A 16642-nucleotide genomic window follows, 5' to 3' on the forward strand; every position below is an offset into this window, starting at 1 on the left:
GGCCTCTGCACTTGTTGATTGCCGGTGCCCACTATAGATTGGCGTTCACGCACTCAATATTGGCGTTTATCCAAGTGATCAATGCAGCGACGCACTATCGACTGGACTACCCGGACCTGGCGCTGATCCTCGCCCTGGTGCGCGGCGGCTCTCTGGCCCGGGCCGCGCAACTGCTCAAGGTGGATGTCTCGACGGTGTTTCGAGCGGTGCGCCGGCTGGAGGCTGCGCTGGGCCAGCAACTGTTCGAAAAAAGCCGCGCCGGTTACCTGCCCACCACCCTGGCGCAGTCCCTGGCGGAACAGGCCGAGCGCGCTGAGCAGGCACTGGAGGCGGCGCGCATCGGTGTGGAGCAGGGCGGTGAAGTGATCAGCGGCATCGTGCGCCTGACCTGTACCGATTCGGTCCTGCAAGGTTTGCTGTTGCCGGCGCTGGCGCAGTTCATGCCGAACTATCCGGCGCTGACCCTCGAGCTCAGCACGTCCAATGATTTTGCCAACCTCAGCCGTCGGGATGCCGATATCGCCCTGCGCCTGACCCGCACGCCACCGGAGCATCTGGTGGGACGGCAACTGGCGGATATTTCCTACCGAGTGTGTGCCAGTGAGCGATACCTGCAAACGGTCAATAGCACTGACCTGGCCTCATTGACCTGGATCGCCCCGGATGACTTCCTGCCTGATCACCCGACCGTTACCTGGCGTCGCCAGGCCTTGCCGGGCGTAACGCCGGGCTATCGCTGCAACAGCATGCTGTCGGTGACCGAGTTGGTCAGGGCGGGGCTGGGTGTAGCGGCGTTACCGGACTTCTTGATCGGCGACGGTTTACAGCCGCTGAGCGAACCGCTGCACGGATACGACACTGCGCTATGGCTGCTGACCCGTCCCGACTGCCGCGCCTTGCGCTCGGTGGTTACCTTGTTCGATGAGTTGGGGCGGGCGCTGAAACTGCCGTGAAACCGTTCAAGCCTTCGGCTTATCCTTGCGCACGAACTGCTGGTGCATTTCCGTTGTGAGGTTTTCGATGCGCTCGGTGAGGGTCTTGGTCATCTCTGTGAGACGGGTGTTCTGCTCGAGCAACTCCAGCAGTTGCGCAGAGTTTTTCGCGGCCTCCGCCTGCCGCTCACTGTTGGCGGTCGCCAGCGCTTCGCGGTGCTGCGCATCGGCATCGGACTGGGCTTTGTCTCGCGCGGCCTGACGCGTCTGGGCCAACAGAATCAATGGCGCGGCATAGGCCGATTGCAGGCTGAAAGCCAGGTTGAGCAGGATGAACGGGTACGCATCGAAGTGGGTGAAACCGGAGAGGTTGAGGCACACCCAGATCACCACGATCAGCGTTTGTGCGCCGAGAAAGGTCGGTGTACCGAAGAATCGTGCAAAGGCTTCGGCGCGCAAGGCAAACTTGTCATTGCCAAAGGTCGGTGCGAGGTGGGCATGAGGGCGATGGAAACGCAGGTGATCGACGTGGGCGGCGGTTTCGTGGCTGGTGGTCATGATGCTCTCTGTCTGGCGCTGGGACTGAAGCTCACTATAGCCTCAGCGCCGGTTTCATTCTGAAACACATCGTGCCGTTCAAATCCGAGTCATCAATCCTTCTAACACCACCTTCGACCTTGTCATTTATTGCAACTGATAGCAGGCCAGAAACATGTCCAGCGCGGAATCCGCCACCGTGTGTTGCTCCTTGGCTGACAAGCTGGGTTGCCCCATGGAAATCTGCGGCCAGAATGCAAAAGACTTGAGCAGGCCATGGATCTGTTGAGCGGCGAATTCGGGAGCTACGGCTTTCAAGCGACCATCGGCCTGAGCGGCACGAATCCATACCGTCAACCCTTCTTCGCGTTCGCCCATTCGCGCCACCATATCCTGCGCCCGCTCCGGGGAATGAATCGTCGCCGCTATCGCCACCCGCGCCAGGTCGAGAAAATTGTCATCGCCCAACATTTGCAGCTTGGCCATCAGCAATCCGCGCAATTGCTCGCGCAACGGCAGGTCGGGGCTGTAGGTCGCTTCCTGTTCTGCCGTCACCCGGATCCATAACTGATTGAGGATCTCGGCGAACAACTCTTCCTTGCTGGGAAAGTGGTTGTACACCGTGCGCTTCGACACACCGGCAGTGGCAGCAATCTTGTCCATGCTGGTGATCTCGAAACCGTTTTCACGGAATTCGTTGATCGCGGCTTGAATGATCGCTTGGCGTTTTCGGTCGGTGAGGCGCTGTGGAGCTGTCATAAGTACGCTTCGGCAGGGGAGAAGGTGGGAATTACACTCAGTAGTTTACTTGTCATCGACTTTGATGCAACCTAGAAACTACACTGTACAGTGTAATGTTTTGTTAACCCTGCCCAGCAAAAATAGAACGTCCGGCTGATGCGTGCGTGCCTTGGCCATTTATCGTCCCAAAACGGAAAGTCGCGCGATGCGCGGTTTTTCTGGAGTCATTCAGTCATGGCCAATTCAAACTCCCCGGCGGACAACGCCTCCACACCTGAAGCGTCCCGACAGGCCCAAGGGCAGTATCAAAACTTCACACCGGTTCAACGTTTAAGCTTTGGCAAAACCATGGGCATCCTGTGGACCGCGCTGTTCCACAAACCGCAGAACACCCGCCCAAGCTCACCCGTGCCGGTGCAAGCGCTGACTCAAGCCGCGCTGATCGCAGCGCCCAACCACAGCGTCTATCGTCTGGGCCACTCCACGGTGCTGCTCAAGCTGCGCGACAAATTCTGGATCACCGACCCGGTCTTCGCCGAGCGCGCCTCCCCCGTGCAATGGGCCGGCCCCAAGCGTTTTCATCAGCCACCGATCAGCCTGGAACAATTGCCACCGATCGAAGCGGTGATCCTGTCCCACGACCACTATGACCACCTGGATTATCAGGCGGTGCTCAAGCTCGCGGACAAGACCAAACACTTCCTTACCCCATTGGGCGTAGGCGACACCCTGATCAAGTGGGGCATCGACGCCAGCAAAGTCCGCCAACTGGATTGGTGGCAAGGCACGGAAGTCGATGGCATCCAGTTCATCGCCACCCCGTCGCAGCACTTTTCCGGCCGTGGCCTGTTCGACAGCAACAGCACCCTGTGGGCCTCGTGGGTGATGATCGACGGCGACACACGCCTTTTCTTCAGCGGCGACAGCGGCTACTTCGACGGCTTCAAACGCATCGGCGAACAGTACGGCCCATTCGACCTGACCCTGATGGAAACCGGTGCCTATAACGTCGACTGGCCGCACGTGCACATGCAACCCGAACAAACCCTGCAAGCCCACCTCGACCTCAAGGGCCGCTGGCTACTGCCGATCCACAACGGCACCTTCGACCTGTCGATGCACGCCTGGTACGAACCCTTCGACCGCATCCTGGCCCTGGCCTGGGAGCGCAACGTATCGATCACCACACCGCAGATGGGCGAGGCGTTCAACTTGATGCATCCGCAGCGTGGTGGGGCGTGGTGGATGGCGGTGGAAGGGGAGAGTGAGCGGGTGGTGCAGAACGCGTGAAGTTGTGACCCCGGCCGGTCTGCGGACCGGCTTGGGAGTTCAACTAAATCAGTTAGCCACGCGAGTTCTTTAACTGCTCAAGGAACCCCGAGATCTTTGCCACGCTCAGGTCGCGAAACTTCCCACGAAGTATTTCGTTTAGTTCTTCGACAGATAATCCGAGCTTCTGCGCAGCATCCGTCTTACTCAGCCGGCCGCTTTCCAGCAGAAGGCCAATTTTCATAACGCAATCAGATTTGGCCCGCATATCACCAGCATCGGGAATGCCCAGTGCCTGATAAACGCAGTTATCGCCATCGTCGATTTCGTTCATCTGTTAACCCTCACTCCACCATCGCAAAATCCGCCCGCCCAACCGGATTCGGCGTCGACCCTCTCACATTCATCCCTCGACCCGGTGCAAACCCCGGGAAGAACACCAACCCTTCGGCTTCAAGCCGATAGGCCAGCGCCAGGCGCGTGACATCCCGTACCTCCTGGCGTGCCTCGAAGCGTTGAATGGCATCCACCGAGACCCGGGATTCCCGCGATAGCTCCTCCACGCTCCAGCCCAGCATCGCTCGGGCCTGGGCGCAGTGGGCCGGGGTGAATTGGAAGAGGGCGATACGTTCCAGGGTGATTTTCATCGCTTGAGAGGCCATGGTGTTCTCCGGGCTCGAGAGTGTTGGTCAAAATATACTGTGTTTTTGTACAGTTGTTTTGAGCCCGGATCAAACGCATTTTTTAATTTTTCTTTTCAGACAGACGAACGGCACTGCGCTTATTTACCCGCCAACCCCGGCGCTTCGCGCACAATAAAGTGATCCAGGTTTTCAATGTTGGCGCTGAACACCCCGAACGTTTGCTCGGGGTTTTTCTTGCTCGGCACCTGCTTCAGCTCGGGCGTTACGCCGTAAAAGAAGCAGTACAACGCCCGCCCGCTCTCGATGGCGTGCTTGATCTCCTCCAGGAACGCCTTGCGCTTGCGGTAGCTGTCGATCAGTTTCTTGCTCAGGTAGACATTGACCGAGTAGGGCTTTTTCTCGAACCAGACCTTCTTCTCGAAGTCGATGCGAAAGCTCTGGGTGTAGTCCTTGATCTCCTTGACCTTGCCCCAGTAAATCAGCCCTTTGTTGTCTTGCAGGTATTCGATCTTCTTGAAAAACGACCCGTAAGGCGCGGTGTGTTCGCCAATCTTCAGCGGCACGCGCTTGAGCAAATCCTTGTCGTCGAAGTTCGACACGAAGCACTCCACCGGATGGGCGAAGACGCTGGTCTTGTCCGGGGTCGACTCCTTGCTCGGTTGCTCGACATGACTAGCCACCTTGGGCGCCAATGGCTCATCCCGAACCACATCGGCAATCACCACCGGGCTGGACGGTTTACGCACATATTCGCGCCGAGTCAGTAACAATTCCGATGGGAAATGTTCCTCGCGACTGTCATCCGTTTCCGTCTCATCCACACCCGACGCCGGTGTCTTCAGGCTGACATAAGGACAGCCCTCGACATGCCGCGTACTCGGCAGGTTCTTGAAGTGCGGCGTGCGCACGTAATTCACGTTCTTGGCGTTGAACGTGCCTAGCTCATTGGCCGTATCGAACGCCAGGCGACAGGCATCGTTGGGGCATTGAAAGTGTTCCCTCGCGGAGTCGAAATCCATCGTCTCGTCGAAATTCAGATCCCGCACGTCGTAGATCGACAACTTGTCGTTGAGGCTGAGGCAGTAGGCGAGGTCGAATTTCATGTCGGGTTCCAAGTCCTTTAGATGAACAGCTTCCAGTGATGGCGCATTCGAAGCAATAGCTACACTGAGATCACTTCGATATCCCGGAGTTTGCACAGTCCATCAACGAGGGCGGTTCATGAGCCATTCAGATGCTTCGCCCCCTCTCCCGGAACCGGGCCGCATAGCTCGCCGCGATGAACAGACCGGTTGGCGCCGCTGGCTACCGGGGCTGGGCATACTGCGGGAATACCAACCGGAATGGTTGCGTTACGACATCGTCGCCGGCCTGGTGCTGACCACGATGCTGGTGCCCGTCGGTATCGCCTATGCGGTGGCTTCGGGCGTACCCGGCATTTATGGCCTCTACGCGACCATCGTTCCGCTGCTGTTCTATGCCTTGTTCGGCCCCAGCCGCATTCTGGTGATGGGGCCGGATTCTTCCCTGGTGGCCGTCATCCTTGCCGTGATCATTCCACTCTCCGGCGGCGACCCGCAGCGTGCCGTCGCCCTGGCGGGGATGATGGCGATCGTCTCGGGAGCGGTGTGCATCCTGGCCGGTATGGCACGCCTGGGGTTCATCACCGAGCTGCTGTCCAAACCAATCCGCTACGGCTACATGAACGGCATCGCACTGACCGTCTTGATCAGCCAGTTGCCCAAGCTGTTCGGTTTTTCGATTGAATCCGACGGCCCATTGAGAAACATCGCGGCCATCGCCTCGTCTGTGATGGAGGGAAAGGTCAACTGGACCACCTTCACGGTGGGCGGGCTCACCCTGGCGGCGATCCTGCTGCTCAAACGATGGCCGCGATTGCCGGGCATTCTGATCGCCGTGGTAGGCGCGACAGTCGCCGTGGGTGTGCTCGACCTGGCGACACGCGCCGGTGTGTCGGTCCTCGGCTCGCTCCCCCAAGGCTTGCCCGGCTTCGCCATCCCCTGGATCACCCGCGCCGACATCGTCCCGGTGCTGATCGGCGGTTGCGCCGTCGCACTCGTCTCGTTCGCCGACACCAGCGTGCTATCCCGTGTCTATGCGGCGCGGACCCGCACCTACGTCAACCCGAACCAGGAAATGGTGGGCCTGGGCATCGCCAACCTCGCAGCCGGTTTTTTCCAGGGCTTCCCGATCAGTAGCAGCTCGTCACGAACCCCCGTGGCCGAGGCGGCCGGCGCCAAAACCCAACTGACCGGCGTTGTCGGCGCACTGGCGGTTGCCTTGCTGCTGGTGGTGGCACCGGACCTGCTGCAACATCTACCGTCCAGCGCCCTGGCGGCCGTCGTGATCGCCTCGGCCATTGGCCTGATCGAGATCACCGACCTGCGTCGGATCTACCGCATCCAGCGTTGGGAATGCTGGCTATCGATTGTCTGCACCGTCGGCGTGGCCGTGTTCGGCGCGATCGAGGGCATCGGCCTGGCCATCGTGATTGCCGTCATTGAATTCCTCTGGGACGGCTGGCGCCCGTACTCCGCGGTATTGGGCCGCGCCGACGGGGTCAAGGGCTACCACGACATCAAACGCTACCCCGAAGCGCGCCTGATCCCCGGCCTGGTCCTGTTTCGCTGGGATGCGCCCTTGTTTTTCGCCAACGCCGAACTGTTCAGCGACCGCGTGCTGGACGCCGTGGCAGCATCGCCCACACCCGTGCGCTGGCTGGTGGTCGCCGCAGAACCGGTCACCAGCGTCGACGTGACCTCCGCCGACATGCTGGCCGAACTGGGCGACACGTTGCATGCGGCGGGTATCGAGTTGTGCATTGCCGAAATGAAGGATCCGGTGAAGGACAAGCTGAAGCGGTTCGGGTTGTTTGCACGGTTGGGGGAGACGGCGTTTTTTCCTACGATCGGGACGGCTGTGGATAGTTATGTGGCGAACTATTCGGTGGAATGGGTGGAAGGAAAGGTGCAGCGCTGAGCGATGACTGTCTCTGAGCGCGCCTAAAACGCTTTCTGCGAAATCAATTGTCCAACTTTTGTTAGGCCATTTTTGACAGACGGTCAGCTCGATACCTTGCCTATCGAAAATCTCAGGCTTAGGCTAGCTTAGCTAACTATATGGAGGTGCCCTATGAATGAACTGGTGCAAGTAAACATGCATGAAGCAAAGTCTCAGCTTTCCCAACTTGCTGAACGTGCATGGCATGGCGACAAAGTAGTGATCGCCAAGGCCGGCAAGCCTTATCTGGATCTATTGCCCCATGTTGATACACCTCGGGTGCGTAAGCCTGGGCGGTTGAAGGGGAAAATTCGGCTGTCTGCGGATTTTGACAAAACACCCGAAGACATCATCGATGCATTTGAGGGCAGCCTGTGAGGCGCTTGTTGTTGGATACCCATGCGTTTCTTTGGTGGCTTTCCGATGATCCGGCTCTGGGGGCCGAAGCTCGCCAGATGATGGGTGAACCGCGTAATCAGGTGCTGGTAAGCGCCGCTTCGATCTGGGAAATATCGATCAAGCAGGCCAAAGGGATGCTGGAGGCTCCAGAGGATCTCGAGGCGCTGGTTGAGGACGAGGGTTTTACCAAACTGCCGATTTCGCTATTCCATGGACAACAAGCGGGAAAGTTACCGGAGATTCATCGCGACCCGTTTGATCGGATGTTGATTGCCCAAGCACAGGCGGAAGGGCTGGAGTTGGTCACGGCGGACGGGATTATTCCGCAGTATGGGGTGCGGGTGGTTTCGGCTCGGTTGTAGGCGATTGTGTTTTTTCAAACGTGCCGCCAATCCGCTGTGGGAGATTCTATGGTTGAGGGAAAGTCCTCAACTGGCTTTTGGCTGATATTCGCTTTGCCCTTTCAGCAAGGCGAATATCACCCGAGCAAGCTTGCGAGCCAGCATCACCAGCGCCTGAGTGGTGCTGAAACCCCGAGCTCTTTGTTCTTCGTAATACCCTTTCCAGGCTTTCGTACGGCTAGCCGACATCGTTGCATTGTGCAGAAGTCGGCGGGCCTCGGGGTCACCGCGCTTGGTCAAACTGCGGCGAGCGTCCTTCTGTCCTGATTTCGCCACCCGTAAATCCATGCCCAGGAAGGCGATAAATGCATCCGCGTTTCTAAAATCTCCTCGCTGAAATGCGGTTATCAAGCGGGCCCCAGTCAAAAATCCAATACCTTCAACTTTCAGGCAGCGCTTCAATTGACCGAGCAAGCCGGCTTCTTTGAGCTGATCGTTGATCGTCTTTTCGATCAGCGTCTCAAGCTGCTGCATGGACTTCACTTGCTCGGCAAAAGCCGCCTTGAGCAGCGGCTCATTCGACCAGCTCTGCACCAGGCCGACCCTGGCCTGGACCAAGGCTGCGCGACGGCGGAAAAGGCTCAGGAGCTGACGGTACAGCGGTGAGGGCGGGGTCCAGGGACGCAACTCCTCGGCTTCGTTCTTCAGGTAACGAGCCAGCAGCTTGGCATCCAGTGCGTCGGTTTTGGCGCGGATCTTCACGCCTTCGCGATAATGTTTGAGTTCATAGCCTCCCACCATGTAAATCGTGCAACCGGCCTCATAGGCCAGATCAGCGAAGTCCAGGTGGTAAATGTTGGTCGCCTCAATGGCAATAGCCACCGTCCCCGACAACGCCTTCAGCCACTGCTTGATGGATGTTTTGGTGTTGGGAATCTCTTCAAGCAAATCACCATCAAACTGATAAATCACCAGTTCATTCTTGGCGACATCCACACCCACGATCGATTTTGATAGAGAGACCGGCATTGCCACAGCATTTCCTCCGGGATAAGGTTTGAGCACTTGAAGGGCTCACCCAGAGGCGCAGGCTTGTTCCTATCGTCGGTCCTGGCCAGATGCATTCTTTATCGGCGCTTGGGTGAAAGGAGGAGGGGCGAAATCTCCCACGGTCTGTACTGCGTCAACAGTCAGAATCGAGCCTTGTCCCTCCTCCTCCCTTCAAGTCCTACCATACAAGCGAGCTTGCTCGCGATTCGCAAGACCAACGCAGCAACCAAGCCAGCCACCAACCTTGTGGCGAGGGGGCTTGTCGGAACGCCGAACCGCCCCGTTGGGCTGCGAAGCGGCCCCAAATGCTGAAACTTGGGAGCATCAGACAAATCGAGTTTTGCGGATTTACGACTGCTTTGCAGCCGGTGAAAAAACGGCACCTTCCGGTGCTGTTCGAATTTTGCAGTCCTGCTTTAACTTCCCTTGCCCAGTGTCCCAGTCCTGTCATGAAGATCCACCAGTCTACGACGGGAAATGCCAAGGGCCGTCTTTAGCTTGGAGTATTCGTCCATCCTATAATCTGAATTCCACTAGCAGAGATGCAACCAACAGCCAAACACCGCTACCAACCAATATCACTGCTTTGATTTTCAGAAGACGCTTAAGGTGCGGAGGGAAGTTTTTAATATCCACGGGGTCCAGCTCACCAATCCGGATTGATGCTTTGGGCATCATCACCATCCCGGCGATTTTTGCTACCAGCATGAGGCACCCAAACCATCCCTGATTCCGTAGGCCCGGCCCCCAGATGTAGATATAACGACTGTTTTTCAGGGCTTCCATCATGGCGTCCAGATGACGGCCCAAATAAAGGGAGTACGCGATACCCGCAACTCCCAATAGCAGTGGCCCGCCATTGAAAACGAGAACCGCCCAGACAGGCCAATTGCTGATCAAGGCTGAGCAGCCTCATACAGTGTCTCGCCGATGACCTCTCCCCGTTGAGCACCTCTGGTCGTACCCACCCATGCGCCAACACCAATTACTGTTGCCACACAGATAACTCCTCCCACGCCCGTAGAGAATCCAAGCGCCAAGCAGACAGGGCCGCTTGTATATTTGCCTATCTCACCACCGATAATTCCACCAACAGTAGACCCAGCAAATTTCCCCCCTTCGGTGAACCTGACCTTCTCGCAAGCTGCTCCAGAGTCACCAACACAAACCTCCTGAATAGCCAGCAATGAAGAAACCCCGCCAATACCAATACCGATGTAACCACCGGTGCTCATGTACTTGGCAGCCCGACTGGTTGTCTCCACATGAGTGGCATACCCCGGTATCTGCCCCGGTGCCCCGGCCTTGTCCCAGTGGTGCACCAGGCTGCGACTGGAAATGCCGAGGGCCGTCTTCAACTTGGGGTGATCACCCAGGGTAGTCTGGCCACGCAGGCGAGTGGAGTTCAGCAGATGAGCATCGAGTTGGGCGAGCAGCCGCTGGCGCTCGGCGAAGAACTGCGGCGACCGCAGGTGGCCATGCTGACGATAGCTGTCCTGATGCAGGCGCTCCATGGCTTGCAGGGTGTCGCGCAATCGGGTCAGGTGTTTTTCCATCACCACCGCGCTGACGCCAAGCCAGGTCGAGGTATGGCCGGTAAAACTGGCGATTTCAGCGCCGTGGCGGAACATGAATTCGGCTTCGTCCGGCGTCAGGGGATCGAGGGCCAACTTGACCTGCTGCGCGGCCTGCATCAGCTGCGCTTCCTGGTAGGTGCAGGAGGTGTTTTTCGGGTCGCCCAGCACGATCAACGAGCCGGCTTTGATGTTGTCTGATGCTGGGTTGAGTGCCCGAAATTTGCGCATCACGGCGGCATCGGGCGTGGCGAACAGTGTGGCCTCCAAGGCCTCGCGGGTTATGCTTTTGGGCACCACATAGAAGCCCGGTTCTTGAGGTTCCGCGCGGGCGAATATCGCAGGCGCTGGAGGGTTCGAAGGGGCGAAACCAGGCTGACGTGGCGCGGCCGGTTGACTGGTTGCCGCACTGGAAACGGGTTGCACAACGCTCCTGCCCGTTCGCGGTGCAGAATTGGCGCTGCGATAGGTCGCCGTGACCATCGAAGGGATCAGCCGGGCCTTGCAGGGGCAATCGCTATGACTGTCCAGCGTGCCCGCCACGGCTTTGCCATGACTGATCATGTAGGAAATGCCACCGACGATCTTGTAAGTCTTGCCATCCTTGCCACAGGTGACCCGATCACCTTCGCGGGCATGGGCGATGCCGTACATCATGACGCCGGTATGGCCATCCAGGACCTTACCGCCACAGGTGGTCTTGTCATGCAGGCCAATGAAATGTCCTTCGTTCATTGATGTTCTTCCTCCTTGATGGAAGGCAGAAAGTCCTCGGCCATCGGCACACCTTCACGCCCCACCAACAAACAACCGCCTTGCAAGGTGTTGATGACCTCGTCGCCATTGCAGAGACGGCTGCCGACCAGCGCCACATCGCTATTTTCTTTTCCCGCGCCCGTGACGATCTGCGCCGTACGCCCATCGGCGTACAGGACGTAGTCGCCTTTCTGTGCCGCACGTACGCTCCGGCCGCTCTCAAGGGTGAACTCCAGCGGCGATGTCGCTTGCTGGACTACCCCGCCGTCGCGGGTTTGACTGCCTTCGGTTGCGAACCGATAAACGGCGCGAGCGGGATGAGCCTCCATGTATGCCTGCCCCTGGCGAACAACCGCCAGAGCTTCGTCACAAAAGTGTACAAGCCGCTCTTCAGTAAAGTGGGGGGCGTCAAGACTGCGAAGAAATTCAGCGGAGACTTCGTTGGTATACAAGGGGGGCACAGGTGCATTCATTTGCAACGTCCTTATCGTCATCGGTTTGAGTTGCCTTTCCTTCTCATCTCGGCAGAAGCGCTGAGCAGAGAGAATGGGCGACGACGAATAAGACGGTGGGACGCGTGCTGAAAGCAATCCAATGGCATAGCCAAAATGAACGAATAGGAATTTTCGCAATAACGAACAACCCATTTCCTACAACGGTAGTTACAAGAAGTATTTTTTTGCGCTGTAGGAGCCCGCTGTGTGTGGATATTTCACGTGCGAACGTAGTCTGGAGTATCAGACAAACGGAATTCTGCGAATCCTCTGTGTGAGCGAGCCTCGCGATTCGCAAGACTAACGCAGCAACCAAGCCAACCACCAACCTTGTGGCGAGGGGGCTTGTCGGAACGCCGAACCGCCTCGTTGGGCTGCGAGGCGGCCCTAAATGCTGCAACAAGGAAGTATCAGGCAATCCGAATTGTGCGGATTGACGATTTGCACTCAGAACAAAAAATCCGCTGCCTGTAATTCAGGCAGCGGATTTTTGTAAGGGTGAACAATCAGTACCCACGCATCACTCGTGATGCCTTCCGCCACCACGATTCACGTCGATTGAATGGATCATCCGCCAGAACACTCGGCATATCCCGCAACCGAATCCAGGGTTCATTCTGCCAGTGCAGCATACCGAGCGACATTTGAGGCCAGTCCAGCACACTCAGCGTTGGCCGCTCCACCATTCGCAACGGCCGTGCATCGCGTAGGGCAGGCACCACCTGATGAGTCAGCCACTCTCGCAGAAATCGATTCTCAGGGCAGTAGTGATAAATCAACAACGCATATACACCTGACTCGCTCACCATCAAACGCTCTTGAGTCGCACCATAGAGGTCAATGAGCATCATTTGCCTCTGGTCCGCATCAAGCTTACGCGTCACGCGCTCATCAAGGTGTTTACCCATCAATCGCCCGAGATCATGCGCGCAGAACCAAGCTTGGTTCTCCAAAAGAAGGGCATGCAGTTGGATGTTGTGACGAGTGAACTGGGTGGGTTTGAGTGATTCAGGCATGGCGGGCCTCCTGGAGCGGAAGCGCGTGGCTGGATCTGTGGGCACGGCGAGTCACCTTCATCGTGAAGGTCGGATAGTCAGGCATTTCCTTTACCTCTGGCTGCTTTCTTAGGGCATTCGTTAAGGGTGTCGGGAGCTAAGAAACCCACCAGAGACGGGCCGGACATATTCCCCTTTCGGGTCTTGTATTCGCCCACTCCCGACATAACGGGGATTTTTCGCAGACGTAGAGAAACCGCAGACGAAAAAAAGCCGCATGACTGTCGGGTGCGGAGGACCGCTCTGGTTTAAGGCGTTTCTTAGGCGCCGAATCGAAAGCCTAGAGGCTCAGTGCCGCAGGGTCAACCTTTCAAAATCTGACATGACTTTCCAATCGAAAATATCTAGAGCCTAAGCACTCAAACCGAATATCTTCCGGACTTCAGTACGTAGGAACTCTCTGTTTTTGGTGTGGCATTCCCAAATGATCGCCACTCTCCATCCCCGCGTGTGTAGCGCCTGCAGTGCATCAGCATCTCGCTCCACGTTCTTCGCCAGTTTTGGCAGCCAAAAGTCCAGCCTGCTCTTGGGTGTGTACGCATATTTGCAATCAGGATGTCTGTGCCAAAAGCAGCCATGGACGAATACGCACAATCGGTATTTGGGGAACACCAAGTCAGGTTTTCCCGGAAGATCCTTCCTATGTAGACGATAGCGAAGCCCCATTTCATGGCACACCGATCGCACGACCATTTCAGGCTGCGTGTTTTTGCCCTTGATCATGGACATGATTTTGGAGCGGTGTTCTGGGGAGACTATATCTGCACTCATTCAATGTATGCGTCCGGGCTTGTCCATCTACTCAACTTTTTGATCGAGACTCTCGACACAGCATCAACTGTGTCACCAAGGCGCGCAAACAGATAAGCACAGTACAACAGTACCGCACCAGACACTGCGATCACTTGCATCAGAGTACCGACACGCGGTGTCTCTGACTCAAGATTCTCTCGAACCATGGTCAGTTTTTACTCTGAACCTGCGTCGGCGCCGCTCTTCCTTTACGTGTTTATGACAAGTGGATATTGTGAATGGCGTTGCGCCACTGCAAGCTGCTTCAGTGACAGATCGACATAAGTGGTTTTTGAAAGGTCCCACGCCACATTCAATCACTTTCTCGTTGAGGTCATCTTAATGCCGCCTTTAAGTGGGGGGGCTTGAAATTGCAAGTGGAACATGGACAAGGAGTCGGCCCTGAAAATAGATAGATGCAGAAAACTCATTTCTCGAATCATAGTTGCGGAAGCCACTTGTGAGGCAGGCGCATGGGCATTTGGACTGTGCCGTGGTTAAACTGAATCCATTGCTTCGCATGGCGACTATTGCTGGTGTCGAGGTCGCGGTCAAACTCCACATTGCGCGGGGTGATGATCTCGATGCTCGCGACGGGGGAGGCGCTACTCCGTTGATGCTGGCCTCCGCCCGAAAGAAAAAGGGCATTGTGCAGCTGCTTTTGGACGCTGGAGCAAAGGCAGAGTTGCTCGACCCCGAAGGTAGGAACGCTCTCGCATACGCGGAAATGGGTGAGTGTCCCCAATGTATCGCTCTGTTGAGAGATGCTCTTGGTTTTTCCGACCAAGTAAATGAAAACGACGACAACGATGAAGACTCGTCTCAGTCCGACGTGAAAACGGTGGAGTTCTTACATCCCCCCTTATTGGGTGAGTCGTCATGTCACGATGCGGAGAATGAAACGGCTGAGGTGGCGTCTCAGTTCGATGAAGAAGTAGTTGTGTCCGACGCCCGCCCAGTTCTTGTGCCCGCTATCTGCGAGGAGCAGCCTTGCATCCGATCTGGCGAGAATATTGTCGTGGCCGCCGAGGCGGAGGCGCACTCAAATCTGATCGACCTTGACGACGAGCCACTCGATTGGGGATTCGAAGGTGACTGGGTGGCAGAGTCCGAAGCGGTTGCCCCAGAGGGGGATATAACCGTAGCTGAAGAAATCAGCGCACTTCAAGGAACGATAGGTCGACACAAGGCGATCGACACCGATGTGGAATGGGACGATGTCGATCTGTTTCTTCCAGAAAGGGCTCTTCCCTTAGCGAGTGATGATGGCGGGGGCATCCGTGGCCTGCTCTTCCGGGGGCTGCGCGAGGGTACAGTATCCGAGACAGCTCTTATCGATGTATGTCTAGGCGCTGACATCACCCGCAATGAAGACGCTGAACGTCTTCTGACTTTCGTTTTAGGCGATCTCGGCGTTGTGATTGATGAGTGGGCGGGGTTGGCCGAGCAGTCGGATCTTCTCGAGCCGACAACTGATGAAGAGTTGAGGTTATCAGAGGCCTTGGAGTTCGTAGAAGACCTGGCATCAGGTCGCAACGAGCCGCTGAGGTTTTACGCAAAGGGGTTGAAAAAAAACCTACTCCAGGCAGCAGAGGAAATCGCTTTAGGTCGGGAGATGGAGGTCGCAAGGGGACAGGCGCTGGATGCGCTCTCTTGTTGGCCCTTGGGCCTTGGTGTCGTATTTGAAGCTTCCGACAAGGTAGCTCGCGGGGAAGCAAGTCATGAGGCGTTCACCTCTCGAGATGATCTTGTTGGCGAAGGTGAAGGTAACGAGAACTCAAGTGAGACACCCTCCCGTGAGGAAGTTGAGTACGAGGACGATGAATTCGGACTTGATTCGGTCGCAGCAACCTTTGTGTCTGCAGTTTCAGCTGCACGTTCTGCCGGCAATGACTCCTTGAAAGTCCGTGATGCGCTTGCCGCCGCCAATCTTTCCCGAGTTTTTCTCATCGAGCTTTCGAGAAAGGCAGATTGTGATTTGGCAGGTGCAAGCTTCTCTTCTGCGATTCGACGCCAGGAAGCGGCGCGGGAAAGGATGATTCTTTCCAACCTTCGCTTGGTGCTTTCTATAGCCAATAAGTATCGATGGTCTGAGCTTCCTTTTGATGATCTTGTGCAGGAAGGCAACATAGGTTTGATGAGGGCGGTCGAACGCTTCGACTGGCGCAAAGGGTTCAGGTTTTCCACTTATGCGACATGGTGGATTCGCCAGCAAATTTCGCGTGCAATTGCTAATCAGGAGCGAGCGGTCCGTGTTCCTGTTCACATGCAAGACTTGGCAAGGAGTATTTTACGTGAGCGGGATAAGTTTGAGTTTCAGATGGGGGGGGCTGAAAGCGAACGCGAGACATCCCATCGAACGGGGATAGCCCTCGATAAGCTCAAGCTTCTTTTGACCGTATTCGAGAAGGTCAGCAGTTTGGACGAACGCTTTGGAGGCTCCACAACCTCCTTGCTCGATATCCTCTTGGAGGAGGAGCCATCAGACCCGGCTATTGCAGCAGAAAACGCTTCCTTACGGGCAATTTTGTTAGACATGATTGGAGAACTTGACGAGCGTTCGGCCAAGGTTATCACTCTCCGTTTTGGCTTGGGTCCTGATGACGCCATGACCTTGGAAGAGATTGGGTCCCTATTTGATGTCACTCGTGAGCGTATTCGACAAATCGAGTCGAAGGCACTTAGAAAGCTATGCCATCCGATAAGAATGGAAAAGTTAGCCTTGTATGTGGGCGACTACTTTGAGGTAAAACAGTCCCTGTCCTCAGGGGACCAGCCAGGGGCGGTCACAACTGAATGTGCCAAGCACCACGGTGCAGGTGAGCCTCGTCAATCAGTAGCTGAGGGTTTGGAGAACGTTCATCAGGTCTTAGATGAATCTGCTTTGTCCGAGCCTCCTGCGGAGACAAGTGTCATTCCTCACGAGCGACGTTTATTCGATCCTTTAGAAGAAGCTAGGGCTCTTGGCCTTCGCGTTGAAGAGCAACCTTCTGGTGATGGCTGAACTCACGTATTACTGCCAGCACAGCCGGATGCT

Annotated in this window: 17 protein-coding genes; 6 read left to right on the top strand and 11 right to left on the bottom strand. The window is 56.6% G+C overall.

Annotated features, from left to right (window positions below):
• The first annotated feature begins 11 nt into the window (after positions 1-11).
• Positions 12-953 (top strand): LysR family transcriptional regulator, encoded by a 942-nt coding sequence (locus tag ACM6G4_RS05070; RefSeq protein WP_414913199.1) that lies wholly within the window; start codon positions 12-14, stop codon positions 951-953.
• A 6-nt stretch (positions 954-959) separates the two neighbouring features.
• Here ACM6G4_RS05070 and ACM6G4_RS05075 read toward each other — a convergent pair whose 3' ends face one another.
• Complete coding sequence (locus ACM6G4_RS05075; RefSeq protein ID WP_409078362.1) at positions 960-1490, bottom strand: DUF1003 domain-containing protein; 531 nt, start codon at positions 1488-1490, stop codon at positions 960-962.
• A gap of 126 nt (positions 1491-1616) precedes the next feature.
• Positions 1617-2228, bottom strand: coding sequence for a TetR/AcrR family transcriptional regulator (locus ACM6G4_RS05080; protein ID WP_056725879.1), 612 nt, complete (start codon positions 2226-2228; stop codon positions 1617-1619).
• A 216-nt stretch (positions 2229-2444) separates the two neighbouring features.
• Between ACM6G4_RS05080 and ACM6G4_RS05085 the strand changes: the two genes are divergently transcribed.
• Positions 2445-3500, top strand: coding sequence for an MBL fold metallo-hydrolase (locus ACM6G4_RS05085; RefSeq protein WP_414913177.1), 1056 nt, complete (start codon positions 2445-2447; stop codon positions 3498-3500).
• A gap of 52 nt (positions 3501-3552) precedes the next feature.
• Here ACM6G4_RS05085 and ACM6G4_RS05090 read toward each other — a convergent pair whose 3' ends face one another.
• The 3 genes from ACM6G4_RS05090 to ACM6G4_RS05100 all read right to left on the bottom strand — a co-directional run bounded on the left by ACM6G4_RS05090 (position 3553) and on the right by ACM6G4_RS05100 (position 5226).
• Entirely contained in the window at positions 3553-3813 is a 261-nt protein-coding gene (locus ACM6G4_RS05090) for an XRE family transcriptional regulator (protein ID WP_414913178.1), read from the bottom strand.
• A gap of 10 nt (positions 3814-3823) precedes the next feature.
• Complete coding sequence (locus ACM6G4_RS05095; protein WP_056725875.1) at positions 3824-4141, bottom strand: helix-turn-helix transcriptional regulator; 318 nt, start codon at positions 4139-4141, stop codon at positions 3824-3826.
• 119 nt (positions 4142-4260) lie between these two features.
• The gene (locus tag ACM6G4_RS05100; RefSeq protein WP_414913179.1) at positions 4261-5226 is read right to left on the bottom strand and encodes a hypothetical protein; all 966 of its coding nucleotides are present in this window, start codon (positions 5224-5226) and stop codon (positions 4261-4263) included.
• A gap of 118 nt (positions 5227-5344) precedes the next feature.
• Between ACM6G4_RS05100 and ACM6G4_RS05105 the strand changes: the two genes are divergently transcribed.
• The 3 genes from ACM6G4_RS05105 (at position 5345) to ACM6G4_RS05115 (ending at position 7905) form a co-directional block, all read left to right on the top strand.
• Positions 5345-7123 (top strand): SulP family inorganic anion transporter, encoded by a 1779-nt coding sequence (locus ACM6G4_RS05105; RefSeq protein ID WP_414913180.1) that lies wholly within the window; start codon positions 5345-5347, stop codon positions 7121-7123.
• A 153-nt stretch (positions 7124-7276) separates the two neighbouring features.
• A complete protein-coding gene (locus ACM6G4_RS05110) occupies positions 7277-7522 on the top strand; it encodes a type II toxin-antitoxin system Phd/YefM family antitoxin (protein WP_414913181.1) in 246 nt (81 codons plus the stop codon).
• Positions 7523-7533: 11 nt separating this feature from the next.
• The gene (locus ACM6G4_RS05115) at positions 7534-7905 is read left to right on the top strand and encodes a type II toxin-antitoxin system VapC family toxin (protein ID WP_414913182.1); all 372 of its coding nucleotides are present in this window, start codon (positions 7534-7536) and stop codon (positions 7903-7905) included.
• A gap of 66 nt (positions 7906-7971) precedes the next feature.
• Here the strand turns inward: ACM6G4_RS05115 and ACM6G4_RS05120 are convergent, their stop codons facing one another.
• From ACM6G4_RS05120 to ACM6G4_RS05145, 6 genes are all read right to left on the bottom strand, one after another.
• Entirely contained in the window at positions 7972-8913 is a 942-nt protein-coding gene (locus ACM6G4_RS05120) for an IS110 family transposase (protein ID WP_414913200.1), read from the bottom strand.
• 537 nt (positions 8914-9450) lie between these two features.
• Complete coding sequence (locus ACM6G4_RS05125; protein WP_414913183.1) at positions 9451-9720, bottom strand: hypothetical protein; 270 nt, start codon at positions 9718-9720, stop codon at positions 9451-9453.
• Positions 9721-9830: 110 nt separating this feature from the next.
• The gene (locus tag ACM6G4_RS05130) at positions 9831-11243 is read right to left on the bottom strand and encodes a PAAR domain-containing protein (protein ID WP_414913184.1); all 1413 of its coding nucleotides are present in this window, start codon (positions 11241-11243) and stop codon (positions 9831-9833) included.
• Positions 11240-11737 carry a hypothetical protein gene (locus tag ACM6G4_RS05135; protein WP_414913185.1) on the bottom strand — a complete coding sequence of 166 codons (498 nt, stop codon included), beginning with the start codon at positions 11735-11737 and terminating at the stop codon, positions 11240-11242. Before ACM6G4_RS05135 ends, ACM6G4_RS05130 begins: the two co-directional genes overlap by 4 nt.
• A gap of 527 nt (positions 11738-12264) precedes the next feature.
• On the bottom strand, positions 12265-12774 hold the full coding sequence (locus ACM6G4_RS05140; protein ID WP_414913186.1) for a Bro-N domain-containing protein: 510 nt from the start codon (positions 12772-12774) through the stop codon (positions 12265-12267).
• Positions 12775-13164: 390 nt separating this feature from the next.
• Positions 13165-13584 carry a very short patch repair endonuclease gene (locus ACM6G4_RS05145; RefSeq protein WP_414913187.1) on the bottom strand — a complete coding sequence of 140 codons (420 nt, stop codon included), beginning with the start codon at positions 13582-13584 and terminating at the stop codon, positions 13165-13167.
• Between the two features lie 514 nt (positions 13585-14098).
• Between ACM6G4_RS05145 and ACM6G4_RS05150 the strand changes: the two genes are divergently transcribed.
• Positions 14099-16609 (top strand): sigma-70 family RNA polymerase sigma factor, encoded by a 2511-nt coding sequence (locus ACM6G4_RS05150; RefSeq protein WP_414913188.1) that lies wholly within the window; start codon positions 14099-14101, stop codon positions 16607-16609.
• The last annotated feature ends 33 nt before the right edge of the window (positions 16610-16642 follow it).

This window comes from Pseudomonas sp. IT-P258, assembly GCF_949767825.1.
GTDB lineage: Bacteria > Pseudomonadota > Gammaproteobacteria > Pseudomonadales > Pseudomonadaceae > Aquipseudomonas > Aquipseudomonas monachiensis.